The organism is Chryseobacterium sp. OSA05B, assembly GCF_019970065.1.
Taxonomy (GTDB): domain Bacteria; phylum Bacteroidota; class Bacteroidia; order Flavobacteriales; family Weeksellaceae; genus Chryseobacterium.
In genome coordinates, this window is record NZ_JAHXYH010000008.1 from 1 (window position 1) to 20,946 (window position 20,946).

General features: G+C 34.0%; 13 protein-coding genes. 1 reads left to right on the forward strand and 12 read right to left on the reverse strand.

Features of this window, described 5'->3' with window-relative positions; translation table 11 throughout:
• The 3 genes from LC419_RS21785 to LC419_RS21795 all read right to left on the reverse strand — a co-directional run.
• On the reverse strand, positions 1–2,644 hold a 2,644-nt coding region (locus LC419_RS21785), incomplete at its 3' end, for a DUF6443 domain-containing protein (protein WP_223609322.1).
• 5 nt (positions 2,645–2,649) lie between these two features.
• Complete coding sequence (locus tag LC419_RS21790; RefSeq protein WP_223609323.1) at positions 2,650–5,478, reverse strand: hypothetical protein; 2,829 nt, start codon at positions 5,476–5,478, stop codon at positions 2,650–2,652.
• Between the two features lie 6 nt (positions 5,479–5,484).
• The gene (locus LC419_RS21795; protein ID WP_223609324.1) at positions 5,485–7,086 is read right to left on the reverse strand and encodes a T9SS type A sorting domain-containing protein; all 1,602 of its coding nucleotides are present in this window, start codon (positions 7,084–7,086) and stop codon (positions 5,485–5,487) included.
• A 505-nt stretch (positions 7,087–7,591) separates the two neighbouring features.
• Between LC419_RS21795 and LC419_RS21800 the strand changes: the two genes are divergently transcribed.
• Positions 7,592–8,803 carry an NUMOD4 domain-containing protein gene (locus LC419_RS21800; protein WP_223609325.1) on the forward strand — a complete coding sequence of 404 codons (1,212 nt, stop codon included), beginning with the start codon at positions 7,592–7,594 and terminating at the stop codon, positions 8,801–8,803.
• Positions 8,804–9,384: 581 nt separating this feature from the next.
• Here the strand turns inward: LC419_RS21800 and LC419_RS21805 are convergent.
• From LC419_RS21805 to LC419_RS21845, 9 genes are all read right to left on the reverse strand, one after another.
• Positions 9,385–9,774 carry a hypothetical protein gene (locus tag LC419_RS21805; protein ID WP_223609326.1) on the reverse strand — a complete coding sequence of 130 codons (390 nt, stop codon included), beginning with the start codon at positions 9,772–9,774 and terminating at the stop codon, positions 9,385–9,387.
• Positions 9,775–10,070: 296 nt separating this feature from the next.
• The gene (locus tag LC419_RS21810) at positions 10,071–10,385 is read right to left on the reverse strand and encodes a GLPGLI family protein (RefSeq protein ID WP_223609327.1); all 315 of its coding nucleotides are present in this window, start codon (positions 10,383–10,385) and stop codon (positions 10,071–10,073) included.
• A 680-nt stretch (positions 10,386–11,065) separates the two neighbouring features.
• Positions 11,066–12,007 carry an alpha/beta fold hydrolase gene (locus LC419_RS21815; protein ID WP_223609328.1) on the reverse strand — a complete coding sequence of 314 codons (942 nt, stop codon included), beginning with the start codon at positions 12,005–12,007 and terminating at the stop codon, positions 11,066–11,068.
• 417 nt (positions 12,008–12,424) lie between these two features.
• Positions 12,425–12,754: a helix-turn-helix domain-containing protein gene (locus tag LC419_RS21820; protein ID WP_223609329.1), complete on the reverse strand. Its 330-nt coding sequence runs from the start codon at positions 12,752–12,754 to the stop codon at positions 12,425–12,427.
• A gap of 43 nt (positions 12,755–12,797) precedes the next feature.
• Positions 12,798–13,235 carry a transposase gene (locus tag LC419_RS21825; RefSeq protein ID WP_223609330.1) on the reverse strand — a complete coding sequence of 146 codons (438 nt, stop codon included), beginning with the start codon at positions 13,233–13,235 and terminating at the stop codon, positions 12,798–12,800.
• Between the two features lie 548 nt (positions 13,236–13,783).
• Complete coding sequence (locus LC419_RS21830) at positions 13,784–15,214, reverse strand: LuxR C-terminal-related transcriptional regulator (RefSeq protein WP_223609331.1); 1,431 nt, start codon at positions 15,212–15,214, stop codon at positions 13,784–13,786.
• Positions 15,215–15,882: 668 nt separating this feature from the next.
• Positions 15,883–17,301, reverse strand: coding sequence for a LuxR C-terminal-related transcriptional regulator (locus LC419_RS21835; RefSeq protein ID WP_223609332.1), 1,419 nt, complete (start codon positions 17,299–17,301; stop codon positions 15,883–15,885).
• Positions 17,302–18,573: 1,272 nt separating this feature from the next.
• Positions 18,574–19,107, reverse strand: a complete 534-nt coding sequence (locus tag LC419_RS21840) for a hypothetical protein (protein WP_223609333.1) — start codon at positions 19,105–19,107, stop codon at positions 18,574–18,576.
• Between the two features lie 20 nt (positions 19,108–19,127).
• Positions 19,128–20,357, reverse strand: coding sequence for a DUF11 domain-containing protein (locus tag LC419_RS21845; protein ID WP_223609334.1), 1,230 nt, complete (start codon positions 20,355–20,357; stop codon positions 19,128–19,130).
• Between the last annotated feature and the right edge of the window lie 589 nt (positions 20,358–20,946).

The following is a 20,946-nucleotide window of genomic DNA, read 5'->3' on the forward strand; positions in this document are numbered from 1 at the left end:
TTTCTTTTTGCAGCTCTTTTCCGTTGTACTCGTAATTGTAGGCAGGGTTCCCGGTGAGTGCATTATAGCCTTCGTGTTTTAAGCCGAACGGGTAAAAATTGTTTTCTTCAAGAACTTCTGCGCTGCCAGATGTGTTTTTAGAGTAGCTTAACCGTACATTTCCCAGATGGTCGGTATAGCTGTAAATATACTTATTATTTTCAAAATTGTAATATCCTTCAGCAGTAGGCACAAATTTTAATACAGGTGCTGTCCTGGTTCCTGTATACCTGCTTTCATACTGGAAACCATCCAGGTAGTCAGTTATCGTTACGGTTTCTGTGTTTGTTTTTCCGGAGCCGGAAGTATACGTCTTTTGAAGCTTGGTTCCGTCTGCCCTGTACAGGTGTTTTGTATTCACATTAAAAAAAAGGTCGGGATATTCCCTCGAAACATACAGCTTATCAAATTCTATATAATCAGGAAGATTAAGGATATTATAATCAATCTTTAAAACACCTTTGTCAATATGGTCTTTCATATTACCATTGTCGTCGTAGGAAATTGTATTTCCGGATGTATCAGGATAGCCGTTGTAATTGCCTGACGCATCTGTAATGGAGTTGAGCTTGTTACCGCTGTAATTATAGGTAAGATTATCAATGAGTTGTGCAGATGATGAAACACTTTTCCCGTTTCGTTGAAGCGAAGTGATATTGCTGTTCACATCATATACTACCGTCTCATTAAACATACCGTTTTGTGGAACTGATGCTCCCGGTTCGGAATAGGTTCCTTTTTTTAATCTGTTTAATGCATCATACTGGTAGTTATACTGCCTTACAATATGATCGGAAGCCGTTTTCCAAATCACTTCTGAAATATTCCCATTGTATTTTCCTACAGAAACGGATGTGTTTTGAGGATTCTGATACTTTACTTCATAGCCAAATAATTGAGTTCCGAGATTAGCAGGATCATTCACCTTAATTAAAGAACCTCTTACATTATACGTGTAATTGATGCTCTGAAGGTTGTTTCCCACTTTTTTATTAGAGAGCTGAGATAATTCGTTGTAGGTGTTTTCTGCCATCAGTTCTGATGCACGACCATCAACCTGATGCCACTGTTTTTTCAGACGGTTCTGGCTATCATATTCAAATGTCTGAGAGATGACCCTTTCGGTATCTATGTTTTGTCTTTTGTGATAGACTTTTGTCTGTTTTGTTACACCTGCAAAATCCAGTTGTGATTCCGTTTTCGTATAGCCACCCAGATGATTGATAGAATAAGTGCCTACAATTCTTCCTTTACCATCGTAATAGAGATAGCTTTTGGTCCAGTTGTCATCCTCAATATTTTTCACAAGACTTAGGGTAGGCATGGCCAAAGTATTCACCGAAGCATTCTGTGCATCCGTAATAATGGGCTCTCCCAGTATTGTTCCGGGAAAAGCAGGATTAAAACTGTATGAAGGATAAGTGTCATAGTAATTAACGGACAAAAGTTTTACCCAACCAACACCGGGATACGTTCCGTTAGGATCATAATAAACATCCATTCCCTCCCGGTTAAAGAAAACACCTGAAGTTCTGGTTGCATTATTATTTCCATATGCTTCGGCAATACCCTGTTCCGTAGATCTTTCGCCACCTGTACTGATTCCGGTAAATGCAACTCGTCCAAAACGGTCATATTTGGTATACAGCCACTGTCCTTTGTTTCTCATCACCGCATCTTGTACAGCAACAACCCGATCTTGTTTATCATACACTATAAATTCCCAGCCTTTTCCCGGAAGCTTTTTTTCTACCGTTCTACCCATCCCGTCATAACGGTATTGGTAGCAAAGGTTGCTGAGTACCGTAAGATCCGGCGCAGTATTTGCCACTGCTAATGGAGGAATGACATAAGCCAGCTGGCCAAATTCGTTGTAGAGGTAATAGGTATCCACATCGTGTTCACCATCATTTTTCCTTACGAGAACGGTCTGTCCTTCTCCGTTTTGAAATTCTGTAGTGATATTCCCGTCTTCATCGGTAATGGAAGTCTTCATGAGCTGATTGGCAGCATAGGTTCCAGATAAAGTGATCTTTGAATCTGTTCTTCCTTCAATCCAGTTTTCTGTGGTTACCATATATTTCCTTACCTCTCCATTGGCATTGGTATCATAGCCCATCTCGACAGATTTCTGTGCCCATGCTTCTCCTACCGGGATCACTTTCTTTATGCGGTCTGTATAGATGTTGTCATATACTTTCTCGGAATAGATTTTCTCATTTCCGTACGTATTTGAAACATTGGCGAATGGTGTTTGGTAAAAGGCTCCGCCGGCAGTCTGCTGCGGAATGGGAAGATAACTTTTCACCTGCTTTCCATGTGGGTTGTATTCTATCGGGCTTACCATATCCTTTCCCTGTGGGGTAGCATTAATGGCTATAGTTTGGAGAGGTCTTCCCAACCCGTCAAAATATTGTACGGTTTCTGCTTTTTTCACACAGTCTGCATCCAGGCAGTTCTTGGTATATACATAATTCTCAGCTGTACTGAGCGTGGTCTGTGCAGAAACAGTGAGTGAAAAGAGAAGAGCAAAAAGTGAAAAATATCCTCTTTTCTTTTTCTTTTTCAATGCTGAAAATTGATTGACTATTTTATTCTTTTTCATCATGATTAGTGTTTGTAGTTATACTGATACTCCTGTAATGTTTTTCCTGCGGCATCTGTTACTTTGATAAGTCTGTTCGCCGAATCGTAAACATTCATTGTTTTAATTCCATTGGCAGAAATGGAATTGGTCACCCCAATCATAGGATCATAAGTGGTTGCCGTCACTGCATATCCTTTCAAGGCAGGATCTTTTCTCAGGTTTTCAAGGGCCTGTAAAAGAGCGGGTTCATTGGCAGGATTATCAAAATCAGCATCAGAGGCTGCAACAGCAGCTGTTAAAGCAGAAAGTGACGCAATTTGTGCATAAGAAATCCCCTGAATAACAGCAATGGGCTTACTTTGGTAATATCCCCAAATCGTTGTAGTTGGGATTCCATTTTTAGCCGTAGTCTGTACCAGGTTTCCTTTGCTGTCATAAATATCCAGTGTCGCACTGGTTACTGGGGCCTGCGTCTGCATATTGTAGCTCGTAACGGATGTAGGATATACATGAGAAGGATCCTCAAATTTTGTTTCTGCCTTACCTATCAGCTTGCCGTTTTTCTTTATAGTGGTTTCCAATGGAATATCTACCATATTGGCCGTGAGAAGCTTCTGAACTCCTTTATCCTGAGGATAGAGCAGTGTTTTTTCTATAAGAGTTCCATCAGAAAGGATTTCTTTTGATGCGGTGATGTAATTATACCTGTCATCAAAAAGACTTTCCGAGCTGCTGACCAGTTTTTTAGAGGTTCCGGCAATATAAGTTTCTGTGGAAGAAGACTGTTTGGATATGTTCATCTTTTTCACCGTATTCCCCCAGAAATTAATATTGCTTAAGGGTACTTCTTTGTATTCATATTGCGTTTCAGATTTTTGCAAAAGCTGGTTGGTGCCGCTATAATCTTCTCTTTTTTGTAAAAGCCCAGTGGTTAAAAGATAATTTCTCATATCCTTGTCATCCAAACTAGGGAAAGCGGATGGTAAAGTGAGCAGTTCATTTGGTGCAGCAAAATAATATTTTGAATAACTACCGTCAATCATATTGGTAACCTTTATATTGAAATATCCTACCGGGGAACTTGGTTTTGGACTTTCATCTATATACAGCACTTTTTCAGATAAATCAAGACTTCCTCCACTTGATAATAGTGGGTCGGTAAACGTATCATACTCATAGCGAGTATAACTGGTAGGTGTAGCAGATCCCGGATTGAAATTTTTCATACTTTTAATCCTGAGCCCATATCCATACCTATTTTTATCTTTTGGCTGTTGTTTGGGTGCATAGATTTCCACCGTGCCATATCCCTTTTTTATCCCTGAAAATTTAACATCGAGTGAGGTAGCAGAATAAAAGTAATCAAATCGCTTTAAATTAGGTGAACAGTCCTGCCCATTAAGTGGATTTACTAATTGTTCTCCTGTTTCATCATTAATTTTATACTTTATTTCATAATCAATTCCAGGATGCCCCGGGGCAGCAGGATGAAGAGTATAGTTATATTTTACAAAGAATTTTTTCTGATAACCAGCAGGTAAGTTAATGGTATACTGATCAGCTATTTTTGTATCAAAATTTAATGTGTAAATTTTGTCAAAATCATAATTGTCAAAGGGGCAATTAGGTCCTGAACAGTTGATTGGATCTCCCGCCGTTGAATGAGATTCAAACTCGTATTCAGTGATTCCCCCGGTAGGCAGGATAATACGCTTTAATGCACCATAGCTGACTGTATTACGGTTGATCTCATAGGGCGTACGCAGTTCGCCTCCATCTAAGTCACAGGCAAGATAATAAGAAGGGTAACCATACATATCGGTAAGCATATCCGGACCAGAGATGCTGCTTTCGTTATTGTATTCAAAAGAAAATTTCTGAACCGGATTATTGTTTTTATCCTGATTAATCAGTTCTCTAAGATACACTCCCCTAGTGAATGCATACTGATTAACAATCTGGTTTCGGGTATCTTTTAATACAACCTTGTTGAGCCTGTACCAGTCTTGATCTTTTGAGGAATTCAGATTGATAGGAGTGCCAGTGTCGGCGTACAAATATTCTATACTTCCGACTCCGTGTACCATTATTTTTTTGATCTTTTGATTTTGCAAAGTACCTGCAGGCCATGTAGTAGCCTGTGTAGTGGTCAGATATTCAATATTGACAACTTCTTCATTTTTAACATTAAAGATCTTAGACAGGAAAAAACCACTGTTGATAAATTTTGTTTTTAGTGCTTTACCACCAACGCTTAGATCCGATCCGTCTCCTAAATATATTTTATCAATGTTGATCTTATCAAACAGGTAGCGGTTTCCTTTGGTATCTACAATGGTAAATGACTGCACTCGCTTTGGTTTTACGGGATCTTTAGTTACTATAATTTTATCATTGGAGGGAATGGTATGAACGCCCGTCAGTTCCTGACTGGTTTTATCCATTCCTATATAAAATTTTCCATTGCCGCCCGGATAACTGTAGTAATATACATCAGATAAAGCTTCATTGGTGTGGGTGGTTGAAATATGAAAATCGTCATCAACCCTTGTCTTGTTTCTTACTATACTTCCAATGTTGGAAAGGTTCCATCCTTTTCCTACGTCGCTGGTCATGTGCAGAGAAGAACCACTTTCTGAGGTATAGCTTAAAGATAAGTTGATACCAATACCTGTAGTAGGTACAGCTACATTGAATAGTGGAAAGCCTATGTTGGGAATTCCCTGAAATACATTCGCATCGCCATTGGTTATGTAATCGTTTTTCTGAAGCCCTACTTTATCCTGTGCAAAAATGCTGATATTTCCTAAAAGAGCAGTCAATAAAAAAGCACTTAATATGAATTTTTTCATCTGAGTTTATTTCTTAATTAATTTCGCATTTGCTGTTTTATTCCCATCCGTCTTTATCGTCACCAGATAAGCCCCCTGAATCAGATTCTGAGTACCCAACTTCGTTACCTTATTCTTCGTCTTAAAGCTCTGAAGCTGCCTTCCACCCATATCATACAGCATAATATCCGCTTCTTTAAACTCAAAGCCTATTTCCACGTAAGCATAATCGGATACCGGATTCGGATAGATTTTAATGTCCTGTTTTTCGATCAGCTTATTGATCTGACTGTCTCCAAGCTTTACAATTTTCCAGTTCTCTTTTCCAAGTTCTTCTGCACTGGTGCCTGCAAGGATAATTGAGCCGTCTCTGTTCAGCTTAATATCTGAAAGTCTTTCCTCCTTCTTCCTGGATTCTCCTTTGACGTATTTTCTCCACTGCTCATTTCCGTCTTGGTTCAGGTATAGCATCCAGAACGTTTCATCATCTGTTTCTATCCTTCCTTCTGCCTGTGTATAGCCACCTAAAAGAATTCCTTTTGAAGATTTGTCATCTGCAGAATGAAGGACACTCATACCCATTAAGATATCTCTGTTTTTGAAATTGAAAGATTTCTGCCAGATCTCATCACCTCTTTCATTTAAAGAAATCAACCATAGGTCCGTTCCTTCCTCAATTCCTACCGTTTTATTGCCTGACCTTTCAGATCTGGATTCTCCACCGATTACATATCCCGCTGATGTTAAGGCCAATGTTCTGATATGATCATCGCCTTTTCCTCCGAAATTCTTTTCCCATTCTACTTTTCCGGTTTTGTCGAGCTTGACGATCCAGTAGTCTCCTTCACCGAAGTTTTCTGTAGATTTAGAGGTTCGGGATACGGGATACGAGGTTGCCGAAGATGATTTATCTGTAGAACCCGAAACCCGGATATCGGAACTCCTTGAGTAAATTCCCAGTAATGCTCCTCCATCTCTCGTAGGAATCATCTTTTCAACTTCATCCAAACCTTTTCCACCCAGAACAGTTTCGGAAAGCGCTTTACCATTTTTATCCAATCTTGAGATCCAAACATCTTTTGATCCGTACCCTTTAGATGAGTTTTGAACATTTCCAGCGACAAAAAATCCAAGATCCGTAGTTTGAATAACTGATCTGGCTTCCTCATCAGAAGCACTTCCCAATGTTTTTTGCCAAAGCTCATCTCCGAATTCATTGATTCTGATGAGCCAGATATCAGATCCTCCTTTTGAATCTTCTTTTTTATCCAGTCCTTTTCCGGAATAAGAAGTTCCGGCCAAAAGAAATCCTCCCTCCTGAGTAGCTACAGAAGCTGAGAGGTAGTCATGATTCTGTCCTGAGAAATATTTTTCCCAGACCTGTTCACCTTGTTGGTTCAGTTTAATTAAATGGAAATCGTAACCGTTATTTTGCTTACTGCCTTCAGCCTGAAGCTTACTGCCCTGTATAGAGCTTCCGGAAATAAGATATTGCTGATCAATAGTCGTGGTCACCTGGCTTAGAAAATTCTGTGTAGAAGATTTAATGTCTTTCTGCCACAATACTTCCTGGGCAGAAAGCCCCAGAACCGTGCATAAGGTCAATGCACCGGAATAGAATCTCTTCATCTATTTGCGTTTTAAGTTAATATTAGTTTTATAAATAGTGCGACAAATTTAACATTATTTAACACACTTACAAGTCTCTAGTATAAGATTTAATATAAATTTTATCACTTACCTATGTTTTTCTGTGCTTTTTCCCAATAATACAAAGGTATACCAACACAACGACAAAACCTGTCGTATTATAGCAACTTAAAATTTTTAAAGAGATATTCCAAAAATGTCCGTATTAAAGATTATTTCATCAAGAATCCATCAACCAGAATTCCTTTTGATGTTACAATAGACATAGAAGTTTGTAAAAAAACATCAGAAAAGATTACTCTTTAATACTCCCAAAATATGGTCTCAAAAACTCCATTCAGTAAGTTATACGATTAAATTCTCAATTAACGTAACTTTCCACACTACCACATTGCCTGTTTTTCCGGAACGTAATTTTTATTTTTGTTCAATCAAAACTTTAGCTTACAGAAAAGAAACAGCAATAAAAGAAATTTTTCAATCTATGAAGACACTTCCAGACATAGAAGACCCCTACCTAAATGAAGTTCTTTACAATACTTCCCTTAAAGATATTCCCGGAGAAGAATGGAAGATTATTCAGGATTTTGACAGTTATGCCATTTCCAATTTCGGACGTGTGAAAAGTCTTGAGCGCTGGACAGAGTTTCCCAATGGCAGTTTCCGGAAAGAATATGAACTGATTAAAAAACCGTCATTCAAAAAGTATTTTAATAAATATCTTAATCACTCTTTTTATCGTGTACAATGCAGTTTATCATTCAAAGGCATCCATTATAATAAGTCTGTAGCCCGCCTGGTCTACTATTATTTCGTGGAAAAGTTCAATCTAAAAAACACTTCAGTTGTTATTTCTTATAAAGACGGTAATAGTCTTCATCTGTATTATAAAAATTTACAAATGCTATCAAGCAGAGAAAAATCTGTTATGGCAGTTGAAAGAAACCGGGTAAAAAACCGAAATATTGAATACCAGAAACCGGTCAAGCAGTATACGGTGCAAGGTGATTGGGTAAAGACTTTTGAAAGTATTTATGACGCAGATAAGGCTCTTGGTCTTGGTTGCAGAAATATTTTGTATGTCCTGCAAAAGAAAAGTTTTACTGCAGGTGGCTTCCGGTGGTTTTTAAAAGACTATTCGCCCCAGAAAAAAGATTTTCTATCGAAGAAAGCAAATCAAACACTTAATCCAGACCCTATCCTTAACCATTCTCTGTGGGAAAAGTTAGGCAGGCCTCCCATTGATAAAGACAATCCTCCTGCATGTCTGAATCTCTCAATTAAAAATCTTCCAAAGGAACATTGGAAGCCCTTACCAGAATTTGAACATCGGTATATGATTTCAGATAAAGGAAGAATAAAACGATTGAGTGGCTGGACTTCTGATCATAACATTTTTTACGGTGAAGAACAGATAATGTCTATTAATTTAATGGGCAAAGGTGATAACCAGTATCTTTATATACGGCTCAACCGCAAGGAGAAAAGAACTCTGCTTATGATTTCCCGTTTGCTTTATTATTGTTTTGTGGAGAAATTTGATATGAATGACAAAACGCTGGTTATCGATAACCAGAATGAAATGTTATGGGATATCAATCTTTCAAAACTCTCATTATGTTCCTTCAGTTCATTAGTTAATCGAAAAAAGGAGCATAAAAACCAATCAAAGGAGATGTTACTGAAAAAGGGCTAGTGATGCAATCTTGTTTTGTCCTCAATGTACTAATCAAAACTAATATTTCTCTGACACTTCTTCCCGTTCCTATTCACCAGCCCATCAACATACGCCGTCACCCTACCTTGAATTTCTTCATCTGCTATTCTTAAGTTTCTTTCCTCTGAACATTCCCTGAACCTCTCCTTAAGAATGGCCGATGAAAAGAAAATATAAATAAGAGAAGGAACTAATTACAGAATGATTATGCTTCCAAAATAAAATAACCTCTGCCAATACAGGGGTTATTTTATTCACTTATTTTATGGTCATAATTATCATAGTAATCATTTTGAAGATCACATACACATTCAAGGGAAACCGTAATTTCTGTATTTGGATTATTTGTATATTGAAAAAAAATATCAATATGTACTACAAAGTAATTTCAAATCCAATTCTAGAGTCTTTAGAAAAAGAAGTTAATGAATATATTCTTAAGGGATAGAAGCCCCAAGGCGGAATATTAGTTACTGATAAAGGATTTTCTTCCAAGCAATATCAAAGTAGAAACCATAGTTAATTTCTATTGCAAGCATCTACGATCTCAAGGAGCTGAATTACTCTATATTTATATAATAAAAACCTTTTTTTCCTTTCGAAATTTTCTGCATCAGATTGTTTTTATCAATTTTTAGAGTATCTGATCCTTTTATTATTTTAATTTTTTTATATGGGAAAAAATTTTGTGATGGAAATCCTACATTACCAAATAATCTAATTTTCTGATCTGATTCCAATTGATATCTGTTAGTTACATCTGAAGATAAAACCTTTTTCGATATAATACTATTATATGTAGAATCTTTTATCATAGAAAAACGAGATTCTATTGGAGGGTCAGTTTCCAAATATATATTATTGGCGGATCTGTTTGCAATAATTATGGCATAACCCGGATCACAGCTTGCCAGCAGGCTCGGCAATAAGATCATTACTATTTTTTTCATCTAATTAATCGTTTTTTGAGATTTAATTTCATCTATAACGGAAAAAGTATTGGCAAAGTACTGGATTTCGAAAAACTTTAGTTCAAGAACCACTAAACGTAGCGAATGATTCTTCAATACTATGTAAGCAGGAGTTTTATTTATAGTTTATTTTGTGATTTAATTGAATTAGATTATTTTCTTGTAAAATATTATTTTGCATTTCTTTACTCTTTATAGAAATATCCATCTTATTACCATTCAGGTCGGTAAATGCATCTGTTTTCCTTACTTTTGAATTTACATCATATGGATCATTAAAAATATGATTTTACATGTGTTTCATATTTTTTCCAATCAATTTTTATTGTTTTTGTATGTGCGTTAAAAAAATACCCGCCTCTTTTGACTTTTATCAAATTAAATGAATATTCCTTGTTTGAATCGTGGATTGAAACAATCAACTCAGGTAAACCATTGAAAATATATGGACCATCTCCAAAAGGTAATTCTGTAATAAACCAAGTAATGCAGTTTCTTCCTCCATAATTTGTTTCTGCCTTTTGAGATTTATATTTTACAGTTATTTTTAACCTTCCGTTTCGACTGATTATTTGGAATTGGATGGACATACATGCGAAATCATATATCTAATAATCGCCAGCCTAATTCTACCTTTTGTACTTCCTTAAACTTTTCGAAGTTGATTAAATGAAGGCATAATCCATTTTGCCCATCGAGATGAACTATGTAAATAAATTCTTTCAATCTCCAACTATATAGTTTGGGGCCAACTAAATCCCAAACGGGCTCTCTAAATTGAAAATTCGGTATCCCAAATTTACCTTTAAGATAATTCACCCTTTCTTGATAGGTTTGTTCATTTAGTTCCTTCGTACTTTTAAATACCAATCCAAAAAAAGAGTTCTCTTTATTTGTAAGCCCTTCAATATAATCAAAATTAATTGTACCTAAATTGGCTAATGTGTCTCTCTTAGGAGACCAGATAGATAAATTATAATAAATACTATTTTCTTCTTGTTTTTTTTAATAAACAGCTTTGTATTTCTAACAACAGCATATTCATCTTTCTTTAATAGCATCGTATCATCAAAATAACATTGTATATCGAACTTTGTTGTAATTTCTTCAATATTAATTCTTTTCAGGTCAGTTATGGAGAGATTATTCTGCCCATAAGATGTAAAAAAAGTCATTAATACCATTAAAAGAATTAGTTTCTTTTCCATTTCTTTATAAAAGCGAATTGTTAAGAAATGATCTTGGCTTAACAGGGTTTATCAAAAAAAAACTACTTACTTTTTAGGAAAGTTAGACCGTTTTTGTATGTATCGATCAAAGCTTCTGCTACAATTTTGGGATCTTGCTGGTGTATTCCATGGCTGTAACGCGGCAACAATATGAGCCTGCTATTGCTGTTATTTTTTATCATCTCTGCATAATGGTTTATTCTTAATTCATCCAACTCTTTCCACCATGGGATTAAGTTGATCCCTAGCTTCAGATTTTCGTTCATTTCTGTTTCATAATGTTCAATATGCTTGTTGTATGAAATCATTACAGTTACAGGAATGTCTTTAAGAGGTGGTAAGGATTTGTATTTTTTAAAGAATTCTGGTGAACTTTCATTTAGTACTCTCTTAGCCTCATTTCGAAAACCATCTGATGTTGATGGATCATTTATGATGTTTTTAAGATTTATCACAAATAATTCCCTATAACCTGTAGAGCTTGATGTATTTATTTTCACTTTGTTGTCTTCCTCTTTTGTCAGCATAAAATCTGTGGGATCTATGAAAAACAGGCCGCAAGTTTCATCCGGATATATTGAGGCATACAAACGTATAAATGGTCCACCTATAGAGTGTCCTGCAAATAGATAGGGTGGGCTTATTTTTAAAGTGGTCAATAAATCGTGAAGCCTTTTTATAACATCTTCATCTGTCTTTATGGAAGTATCTATTTCTGAATCTCCAATTCCATTCCTATCATAAACTATCCCTGCAAAACTCTTTTGAATAAAAGGAAACAAACTTCCATAACCTCCACCTCCCGAACCGAGACCACTTTCAAAGATTACTATGGGTTCATTAGCTTTTCTTTCATCAAGGCCAAAAGTTTTATATGCGATTCGCTTTTTGTTAATGGATACAAATTTTCTTTCAGAAGTCTGTGAAAAAGCCAGTGTTACTGAAAAAAAAGTAATAAATACAGATAGTATGATGGATTTCATTTCCATTGCTTTTTTAGGCGCCTTAAAATTATTGCCCCTCATTAATAAACAAATATAGAGAATTCCTTAGTTATGAGCTGTGACTTTTATCTATCATAGCATATCTAAACAATTAAAGATGTACATTGGTAGTAGAAAGTTGTTGACTTAGCTGTATATTTTAGAGATACTCCAAAATATTTCATAATATCATATTTTTGCTCTCTAAATTTTCCACTGAAAATAAATTAAGAAAATTTCGTACTAGGATATAACGAGTTAGTTAACTTTCGATATTACGGCACCATCAAAGTAAATATAGGAAAATTCAGCTACTTCAATAAACTAACTGCATTAAATCAGTTATAAAAGTATTCGATGATGATCCTGTCCTTATTGTTTAATGATTGATGACCTTTATTATAACTAAGAAAGCCGTTAATTGTTAAATATTTTTCTCCATTTAGTTACTGTATTTCGGCTAAGACTAAAGTGTTGAGCTAACTGCATATTGTTTAATTTGTGTTTTTTTTGATAGTCAAGAATTTCTAAAATTGCCCGTTCATCATATGATCGGTATTTCTGGTTTTGAGAGAAATTAGTATCTGTCCTCTTTCCAAAAATAATTGTATTAATCTTAATTACGTCCTGAACAGAAAAAATATCTTTGGACATGAATGATTTACAAGCTTCATTTTTTTCAGGATGTAAAAATTGCAGAATATCACTATAAATTTTTTTGTAATCTGGATTTTTATTGGGTTTCATAAGGGTTGTAGCTTTGAACGTTATTTTAACTCATTTGTTTATTCTAATAATGCTTATTTATCCATTTGTGTAATGTACTTTTGGGTATATCATAATCACATATCACCTGTTTCTTTGTTTTCTCCCCTGATTTGATAAGTCCTAAAATGAATTCAATGATCTCAGCAGTATATATGTGTTTTCTAAATTCCGGGAGACTCACTCCATTTTTAATTTGACGAGATAGAGTATTGTTACCTACTTTCACAGGTGGCGAATACAAAATAAGGTGCTGGGAATACAATCTGAAAAAATCATATTTCAACAGTTTGCTCCATTTTAATAAAATATCAGTGGATAAATCTTTCTTTAAAAACATTTTTTCAATCTCAGATTCTTCACAGTTAAAAAAATTACAAATCCTAATTAGTTCTATTTCATGTTCAGAAACCCTTTCCCTGATCAGTAAGCCAATGTTAATATCTTTAAAATGAGCATTCATACCTTAAATTTAGACTCTTATAATAGAATTGTGTTTTTAATTTTTTGATGTACAATAAGCTATACTTTTCAACTGTCAGATTTAGAAATTGCATATTATGGGATAAACAAAATTTTATTCTACCCTCCATGAAAAGTAATACTAGTAAGCTCTATATGCACAGATCGCTTTGAGGCATAATACATACTTCATTTTAAATTAGATAAATGCACCTGTTAAAGCAAGAGAACAGTTATAATCTTTTTTCTATCTTACATTTTCCTGATGTCATAATCATTTGAAAATATAGTAGTATACCTATTAGAATTGAAGTACAAATGAAGTAATAAATGGGATTTAAAACAAAAAAAAGAGCCCCTCAACAGGCCCTCCATTACCAAAACAACATGATAATCAAAGCGTTAAAACCAACCACATGTCTATTTAGCAAAATCCTTTTCAGAGAATCAATAGTTTTTTCCAAAAATTTCATTTCCTATTTAATAATATAGAAAGCTTTGAAAATATATTCAGCAGTTTGTTAATTTTCAACAAGCTAATACCCATTGTTAATTATTAATAAAACTACGTATCCATATTGCAAGATCCTGCTTGGGGGATAGATTGAGTCGTTTCCTAAGATTGTATCTATTATTTTCAATTGTTTTTACAGCTTTAAAAGTAGCCTCGGCAATTTCCTTTGTTGAAAAACCAAGATATATATATGCACAGTAAGTCAGTTCTGAAACTTTCAAATTGGCATTAACCTCAAGCATTTTACCCAGAAATCCTGGATAGGCTTCCTGAAAGTGTGTCCAAAATTGAGGGTGTCCACTTTTTGCCATATTTAATACTTCAGAAAATGATTTATTAACCTTGAGCTGCAGAGCCTCGTTATATCTTTTTTCTAACAGAAGTTTGGCTGCTGAATGCTTTTTTATAGTATTTGACCTTTTATAAAAGAAAAAGATAAAAAATGAAGCACTTAATGATAAAAATACAATGAAATAATACAGCCTTTCCGTACTCTTCCGATCATCTTCTATCTGATCATCAAGAAACTTAGATATGGGAATGTTTAAAATTTTCCTTTCAACAAGCGTTAAACTGTCGTTTAAATGCACATATTTTAACAAGTATTCATTTTCTTTCTCTGTATTATGAAGATATCGATAACTATTAGAAATCAGTTTATATGTTTCTAGATTTCTTTTCTTAAATCCGCTTTTTTGAGTGATTTTAAGGGACTCAAACAAAAATACCAAAGCTTTTTTATATTCTTTTTTTGCTATGAATAATTCCCCAAATGCACGCAATACATTTGCTTTTCCTTCGATAGGAACTTTTTTTGTGAGGAGGAGGTCATTTGCTTTGCGAACGTAATAATCTGCAGAGTCTATATCTCCATTTCTTAAATGTCTTCTTGCTATCGTAATAAATAGCATAGGTTTTGGAAACCGCAGAGACTTTCGTTCATAGAAGTAGACAGAATCCATTATATTTAGATTCTCAAAAGAGGAGCGTTTCCAGTCATAGATATCATATATCGCCTTTTCCTTGATCTCAGGGGCTCTTATATGATAAGAAATCTGAAAAGATTCATCAAAACTTCGAATGGCCTCTTTATGAAGACCGAGTGAATAGTAATTGGTTCCATATAAAAAAACTAGGCGCGATTTCAATTCATCATCATGAAATTTTTTCAACTTATTATCAGCAATTTCAAGAAAACGAAAGCTATTTTTATTGTCATTCATTATTCTTAATGAGGCAGCTATGTTAAGATATCCTTTTATTTCACCTCTATCATAACGGATTGCCTTTGCTCTTTTAACAAGCTTCATTTCCTGTAAAATAATTCCTTTGTAGTCCCCCTTCTTAATTAATTTTTCATAACCCTCATTTTGTAAAATGTCTATTTGTAAATGTGTGTATTTTTGTGATTTAAGGAGTGAAATAGATAAGATAGAGACTAAGAATAGTGTATTTCTAAAATTCATTTGTTTCGTTAAGTAATAACATTGAAGACTAAATACACAGATTATGAAGTAATGGAAAAGATAACATTAATAATAAATGATCAGAGTTTATAACATCGGCCCATACAGAGTTTTTTCTATTATTTCCTACCCTGCTCATTTGAGCAAAAAAAAGAAAATTCCTATGCAAACTTATTAAAAACAAATTTTTTAAAATCATCACGGTATTTTTTGTTGAATTTTTTAGCGTTGTAAACTAATCCTTATTTTTTTGATTTAGATTCAGTAAATAATATCATTTATATTACAAGTAAGCAGTCCGCTAATCGTAAGGAAAGTAATGAAATATGATGATCAAAATAATCCTGAAAGTCAATGAGAAACCAAGTGTCTATTTTGTTTCTCAGTACTACGAACTATAAAGTTAAAATATAGATTTTTACCAAATTTATTCTTGCATTTTTTCACTACTCTTTTAGTTCAAAGCTATATAAGCAATTTTTAAAATGACATCATTATCTACAAATAACGTAAAAAAATTAAAAGTTCAACAAAAACAAGGCCCTCAACAGATACTCTAAATAAACAAAATAAACTAAAACCGAATAATAATGCTTGTTCTAAATAGGTAACACAAATTATTTAGGGCAATAATAAAAAACTGGAAAACAATTGACTATAACAAACAACTAACCACGCATCCATATGGCGAGATCCTGTTCAGGGGATAGATTCAGTTTTTTCCGAAGATTATATCTATTATTCTCAATAGTCTTGACAGCTTTGAAAGTGTACTCAGCAATTTCCTTGGTTGAAAAGCCAAGATAAATATAAGCACAAAAGGTCAGTTCTGAAACTTTCAAATTTGAATTTGCCAAAAGCATTTTGCCAAGAAAATCCGGGTATACTTCCTGAAAACGGGTCCAGAATTGAGGGCTGTTATTTTTCGCCATCTTTAATACCTCTGCAAATGATTCATTAATCTTTTGCTGAAGACCTTTATTTTGATTTTGTTCTAAAAGAAGCTTGGCTGCAGCTTGTGTTTTTATAATGGATGATTTTTTGTAAAAAACAAAAATTACTATACATATACTTATGGATATAAAAATAATAATATAATACAGGCTATTTATATTCTTCTGTTCATCTTTATCTTGATTAGCAAGAAACTTAGATATGGGGATATATAAAATATTTCTTTCAGAATTCGTTAGACTATCTTTCAGCTTTGAATATTTTAACAGATATTCATTTTCTTTCTCCGTATTATGAAGATATCTGTATGCATCTGTAATTAATTTATAGGCTTCAAGGTTTCTTTTTTTAAAGCCCATCTTTTCAGTAATTTCTAGGGACTCATTGAGATATACCAGCGCCTTTTTATATTCTTTTTTCGCAATAGATAATTCTCCAAATGCACGTAATACATTTGCTTTTCCTTCAATCGGAACTTTTTTGGTTAAAAGAAGATCATTTGCCTTACGAACATAAAAATCTGCAGAATCTATACTCCCATTTTTCAAATGCCTTTTTGCGATTGTAATAAACAACATAGGTTTTGGAAATTTCAAACACCTCCGCTCGTAAATATATACAGAATCAATGATATTTAAATTACTGAAAGAGGATAGCTTCCAATCATAGATCAGATATTTCATATTTTCTCTTACCTTTGAATCTTTAATTTTGCGAGCAATTTCCAAAGATTCGTTAAAACTCTGGATAGCCTCCCTATCTAGTCCTAATGAATGATAATTCGTCCCATAAAAAAAAACAAGACGTGATTTCAATTCATTATCCTTAAAATTCTCCAATTTTTTTTCTGCAATTTCCAAAAAACGGAAGCTGTTCTTACTGTCATTTATAACGCGTAGTACTATGGCTATATTAAGATATCCTGCTATTTCACCTTTATCATAATGAATTACTTTTGCTCTCTCAATAAGCTTTAATTGCTGTAAAACAATCCCCTTATAATCCCCCACACTACTCAATCTCTTATATCCAGCACTCTGTAAGCTGTCTATTTGATAAGCCGTATAATTCTGTGCATTGTAAACTGAAACGAATAATAGACAGATTAATAGAAGTGTACTTTTAAAATTCATTTTTCTTATTTTTATTCCACACCAGTCAACTTCTGTTTTTTAATACCTTAATGGACTACTCTTCGATCTTCACATGATAAGTGACTTCCAATGGTTTTTACATCAATCAGCTCTATCCCCTGAAACTTTTACTTTACTTGCCATTTAATTACTTGTCCTATTTATGACAAAATTTAGTAGATTGGTCCGGTTAAAAGCAAAAGCTATCCAATTTTCCAAATTTCCAGACCTACTTTTAGCTTTTTATTGTCCAATAAAAGCTTTAGAATATTTGTAAGAAAGTTCAATACAGAAGAACTAACTTGAAAATTAGCATGCAGTAATGTAATACTTCTCTCGTGAAGTAACTATCGTCCTCCACTGTCCCTGATATCACATATATACCTAATGTCCCCAAAAAGCTTTTCCTTTTTGCTTTCAACATTAATATTCAGGAAAACAACAGTATCAGTGATATTGATTATAGCCTGACCCAAAGCAAATCCTTAAATGATCAGAGATAATAATAAAGTATTTTTCTTCATTCATTTAGTACTTAGATTATATACCTGACAAACAATCAAAAACTACCTGACAAAAACAATACTACATCCTCATGATCCCCATGTAGTATTGTTAAAAATAATGTGTTTCTAGAATCCAGTATTTTTAGTGATTTAACTGTTGCTAAGATATAAATAAATAATAATAAAAATTAATTATTTAATAAAATATACACCAAATTAAAACACATAACACATTTATTTAACCAATTTTAACTTTATAAATCTCATAAATAGTGATTCACATTAAAAACATCACAACCGAAAGATTTATTTTATTGTAACTTATGTCATTATGAGTGGCTTATTGGTAAAAAAAGAATCAAAATTAAATCTCTAATGAGAGATAATAAGAATAATCTTATAATTTTCAATCGATTTAAAAAAAATTATGATTTTTTTAAATTATGAATTTAGCTATCAAAAAAAAATTATAATTATTTATTTATTTTCAATAAATAGAGAAGATTTACAACATATGTCATTAACATATGTTATTAATACAATCAAAAAATAATTCTTGCCGTTGAAATTCTGTTATAATTATACTTAAATACTGAGATATGTAAAAATCACGTTCATTAATAATAGAAAATTATGAATTCTCTGATTTCATTGGACACAATATAAAAACTTTTAATGCTGTGGAGCGTAGATATATTAAATGCAAAATAGTATAAGCTGCTTCAAATATGAAGAAACTTTTTATTGATTTTTGATTATTTACGTTTTATTCCTTCCAGAAACTCCATGACCTACCATTAAAAACAGCTAACTGCTTATTAAAAGTATCATATACCATCATTCCTGGAGATGGATTTATAATATTGATATGCGGACTGGTAACTTTCGGCAGTACCATCGCTTTAGTGGCATCTTCCAAGACCAGTATGCCTGGAGTAGAAGTTGGAGTACCAATTGATGTTTTTGCAAATGGGTTTTCTGTTGCTATATTCTGAATAGTCACACCATCCAAACCTGTTAAAGGATCAATGGTTGTACCTGAAGTATCTATCGAGAGATCTTTCCATCCTAAAGCATACTTAATCTTAATTTTTTTATCGCTAAGATCATAAACCATCGTTCCATTAACAGCTGCCGTTACAGCTGCCGTTGATGTTACCCATGGCAATACTATTCCTCTGTTAGCTACTCCAAATTCCAGAGAAACAGATACGGAAGAAACAGACGTCTTCCCTATAGCAACTTGTGAAAAAAGAGATCCAAAGGATGAGGTCAATATGATTACGAAGATATTTTTCATTTTTAAATATATTTTTATTATTAATTAGTAGGGCAGGTTTGAGTGTTGAAGCATGCCCATCCTGCTGAAGTTCCGTTTGTATTAATCTGAATGCAGTCCAGTGTAATGTTATACACCATCATTCCTTCCACCAGATTGGCAGCGGGAATCACTGCAATCTGTACTGAAGTAAGCCTATTGGGAACAAAGCCTTTAGTTTTGGCTTCCAAAACGGTCCAAGCACCATTTCTTACCATTGGCCAGTTGGCCCCTCCTGAAGGAGCCCCGGCTCGACCAAGAGAGGTTATCCCCATAGGAGAAGTCAAACGCGTCCCTACTGTAACTGCTGCTTTATAACATACTGACTGGGTGTCAGTATCTGTAGCGGTATTATTAGTATTGTTAACTTCTGTTACATTAGAGGGAGCAGTAATCGTAACAGTATTCAGAAGATTTCCTGTGTAAGAAAGGGGAACGTTTACTACTACCGTATAGGTTATGGTACCTCCGTTAGGTAAACCGACTAAATCATTGATAGTGCCGGTCTGCGTTCCGGAAACAGAAGTGGTAGAACCACTTGATGTCACTGCGCTATAACTCATGTTTGAAGCCGGAATTCCAGATGGGACATTATCTAAGACCCTCGCGTTTAACACTCCAAAAGGTCCATTATTACGGGCCACGATCGTGTAAGTAGTTGTACCCCCGGGTATATATGTTGAAACCCCATCCGTCTTGGTAATAGAAAGGTCAGTATTGAATATAATAGGCGAAGTAACGCAATGCGCACCATCGAGACTCATACCATTTGGTGCATCAGAAATGCGAACACGCTCTCCTGTTAAAAGATTAAATTGATAAAAACCTAATCCTGCATTATTAATAGCATAAAATGTCCCTGAATTAGAACTGAAAGTTGCACCATAATTAAAGCCCGCCCCTGAACCTATTACATTGACAATGCCAGTAGCTGGATTAATAGACTTTAAGGGCCCGCCAAGCTCAATACCATATAAAAGTCCTGTTATGGTATTGTATGCAAAATCAGGTAAATTAGAAGGAATAGAAAGAGGAATTGGTGTAGCTATTAAAGTTGTCAAGTTTATTCTGTAGATGGGGCTATTAGCAGTATTGTCTTTCACATAATAATTGCCCAAATTATCTATTTCTCCGGCTACATAAGTTGCAATAGGCAAGCCTGTTACTGCTCCATGAACTGTGGAAGTACCATTGGAATTGATCCTCAAAATAGTATTTGTATTATTTTGCATACCATACATAATGCCATTAAGTGGATTAATCCCAATAGAATTATAAGCATTAGATGAGGTTCCAATAGGAATATAGGAGAAAGGGTTAGTTGACGTATCTATATCATATAATGTATCACCTTGTGAAAGATATAATTTATTGTTCGTACATCCGAATGGTTGAGCCTTTGAAAAAAAAGCGAATAAGAGTACTGTTAATAAAATAAACTTGTTCTTAATAACTTTCTTGTTACCATTGAAATTGAGGGAAAAGAAATTTGTCATCGATTATATTTTAAAATTAAAACTGTTTGTTTTTTAATCATTTTATGCATTACAAATCAAACTAAAAATCGAAAATCAGCAAAAAAAAGAATCCCCCAACTAGCCCTCTATTTAAAAGAACATTGATAATCAAAACATTATAAATTTACTAATGAAGCCCACTAGTTCTAGAAAAAAAAGCCTATTCAAAAGGATAATAGATTAAATTTTTCAAAATTCCCTATGTTTCTATTTGGAAACAAACTGAATTGATCTCTGTACACTCATATTAAAAAGTTGTATAGTTAATTATTACAAGATATCAAATGGATCTTAATTTGTTTCA